Genomic DNA, 2289 nt, shown 5'->3' on the forward strand with positions numbered 1-2289 from the left:
AAGAATATTATTTTCTCATGGCATTTTAGTGAATCATTTATAGAAACTAGATTCGTACATATTTCCGGTTATTTTGCAGAACATGCAATGTCACTTCAACCTCAAAAATTTAAGATAATACTATACAATTAATAAGAAATTTCCAAGTTATAGAGAACTAACAGGAGAGGTAATTCATCTTTATTAAAGCATCCATAAAACCTTCAAAACTTTGCCACCAATATTGTTAAAAAATTTAGGATTTTTTCTTTGAGTTATCTAACACCATTAGATAAGCATTTTACTTTTGCCAGATAGTGACACTAATTCTGATATTCAACTTTAAGATCTCCTAGCGCTGTTGCTCACCCCACCCAAACCTCGCCCCCATAAAACCCTCCCTGTTGTTCCACCCGAAAGCCCCCCAGAAGAACTCCGATCAGCACTGCCACAGGAGCCAGGCCAAGCTCTCGCACTAAATCACTGAACAACACAGCATCCTTTTTACCCTCAAGGAACTCTCGGATCGCATTCACCCAGGCCCCAACATCCTCGACATGGGAAGCACCCAGAGCAACGTCCTTCCCAGACATTTCTTCTTCCTGAATCTCAGGCTCAATTACTGCAAGAACCTCTTCTTTGTCTTGGTACTCAACTACCGTTCCTTCCACCTCTTCTGTCTTGTCAGAAGGCGAACGGACATACAGTTCAGGTTCCGCGATTAGATCATCGAGATCTAAGGGTCGCTCCTGGACAAAGAGATCCGCGAGGAAATCATCAGAAAGAACAGGTTCCTCATCCGGGGAAAATCGCAGCTTCTCAAAAATGGCGTCAGCACGAAGAGTATGCAACTCTGCCATCTCATATATGGCTTCGGCGGCTAGTTCAAGCTGATCACGCCAATGAGTCCGAGAAAAGATATTGTCAAAGACAATCCATAACTGTTTCCAGTCATCGTCTGTGGGGGATGTTTGGGCCTCTTGGAGCTGTTGCTTAAAATCGAGTTCAAGTTGGATGGCCGTCATAAAGCATCACCTTCCACAGATAGGGCAAAGACTTGGATGCCGTTCATTCAAGATTTCATACTTAGTGAGCCTCGTCCCCAATACCTCATTGAATTTCAAGAGAGCATCACGCATGGCTTTGCCCACGATTGCCTCAGTCATACCTTTTGCGTGAAAGGGTGGGTGATTTACTAACACTCGTTCAACCATTTTCTGTTGCTTGTCATCCCATTCAGAGCGCCGTACTTCTAATGCGATCGCATGCGTTGGAGAGTTCTTAGTTTCTCGATAGAACGTAACCTCAGCCCAGGTCGTTTTGGGTAGCGGAACCTGAATAGTTTGGGGTGACTTCCCCGTTTTCTGCCGATACTTTTCACGCCTTGACTTGTTGTAGCGTGCTCTCTTCCCATAATAGGTGCGGCGTTTGTGGCAGGGTTCACCCTCGAAACAGTTGGTACCCTGCGGCCCATGCTTAAGAAGTACATCTGAGAAATCTAGCTTTGCACACAGACGGCATTTTTCGGAGGCAGTTTTAGGCATCCCCTCTACCCCCCAGATGCCAACTTGCTACTCGCTAATCGATTAAGGCTGATTCCCTGCTCAGCCGCTTGGATAGCCAATTGTCGATGTTGTTCAGGGGGTATTCTCACCATGAATTTACCGCTGTACTGCTTCTTAGATAAGGGGGTTGGGATGGGTTCATCTTGGGACGCTAAATCATTAATGCAGCCCTGAACCAAATCCACGATGCCAGCGAACGCAGATTGTTGATCATCATCGAGCCAGCTTAAGCTTGGGAACTCGGCACATAAGCCCACGAACTCCTCATCTTCTTCAGACCAGATGACCCGGTAGGTATAGTATTTTGCATCCATTACATTGACTCCAGCTTTTGGATGGCGGCTAACACTTGCTTGACTTGGTAGGGTTTGCCCATGCCCTTTTTAGGTTGGATATTGACGAAAGGATCACCTTGCCAGGGCGTCTTGTAGACTCGATGGCTTCCAGAAGTCTGGCGAGCTTCCCCGAAGTGGTGATCGCAAACCTTGCACAAATCAGAGAACTTAATCCCAGCGGGGGTATTCCCCATTTTGGCAACAATTTTGTCGATACTGGCCATATGGTTAATAGTATCAATATTGACACTATTATAGAATACTCTCCAATATAATACTAACTGTTCGTTAGAGTTTCGCTAGAGTCAAAATAACTAGTGCAGCCTGGCTGAAATAACCATTCAGCAGTGGAGCGCTCTTATTCTTAGCTAGGCTGAGAATATGTCCTACGCTCAGGAGGCCGCTCCTCT

The 2289-nt window shown here is 45.5% G+C and carries 4 protein-coding genes; all 4 read right to left on the reverse strand.

Features of this window, described 5'->3' with window-relative positions; all coding sequences use genetic code 11:
• Positions 1 to 344: 344 nt before the first annotated feature.
• The 4 genes from Q0986_RS03615 to Q0986_RS03630 are packed head-to-tail and all read right to left on the reverse strand — an operon-like array spanning position 345 to position 2103.
• Positions 345 to 1004, reverse strand: a complete 660-nt coding sequence (locus Q0986_RS03615) for a hypothetical protein (protein WP_299403996.1) — start codon at positions 1002 to 1004, stop codon at positions 345 to 347.
• 6 nt (positions 1005 to 1010) lie between these two features.
• Entirely contained in the window at positions 1011 to 1523 is a 513-nt protein-coding gene (locus tag Q0986_RS03620) for a hypothetical protein (RefSeq protein WP_299403999.1), read from the reverse strand.
• Between the two features lie 5 nt (positions 1524 to 1528).
• Positions 1529 to 1858 (reverse strand): type II toxin-antitoxin system HicB family antitoxin, encoded by a 330-nt coding sequence (locus tag Q0986_RS03625; RefSeq protein ID WP_299404002.1) that lies wholly within the window; start codon positions 1856 to 1858, stop codon positions 1529 to 1531.
• Positions 1858 to 2103, reverse strand: a complete 246-nt coding sequence (locus Q0986_RS03630) for a toxin HicA (RefSeq protein WP_299404006.1) — start codon at positions 2101 to 2103, stop codon at positions 1858 to 1860. Before Q0986_RS03630 ends, Q0986_RS03625 begins: the two co-directional genes overlap by 1 nt.
• Positions 2104 to 2289 lie beyond the last annotated feature (186 nt).

The organism is Acaryochloris sp. IP29b_bin.148, assembly GCF_028285565.1.
In the GTDB taxonomy this organism is placed as follows: Bacteria; Cyanobacteriota; Cyanobacteriia; order Thermosynechococcales; family Thermosynechococcaceae; genus Acaryochloris.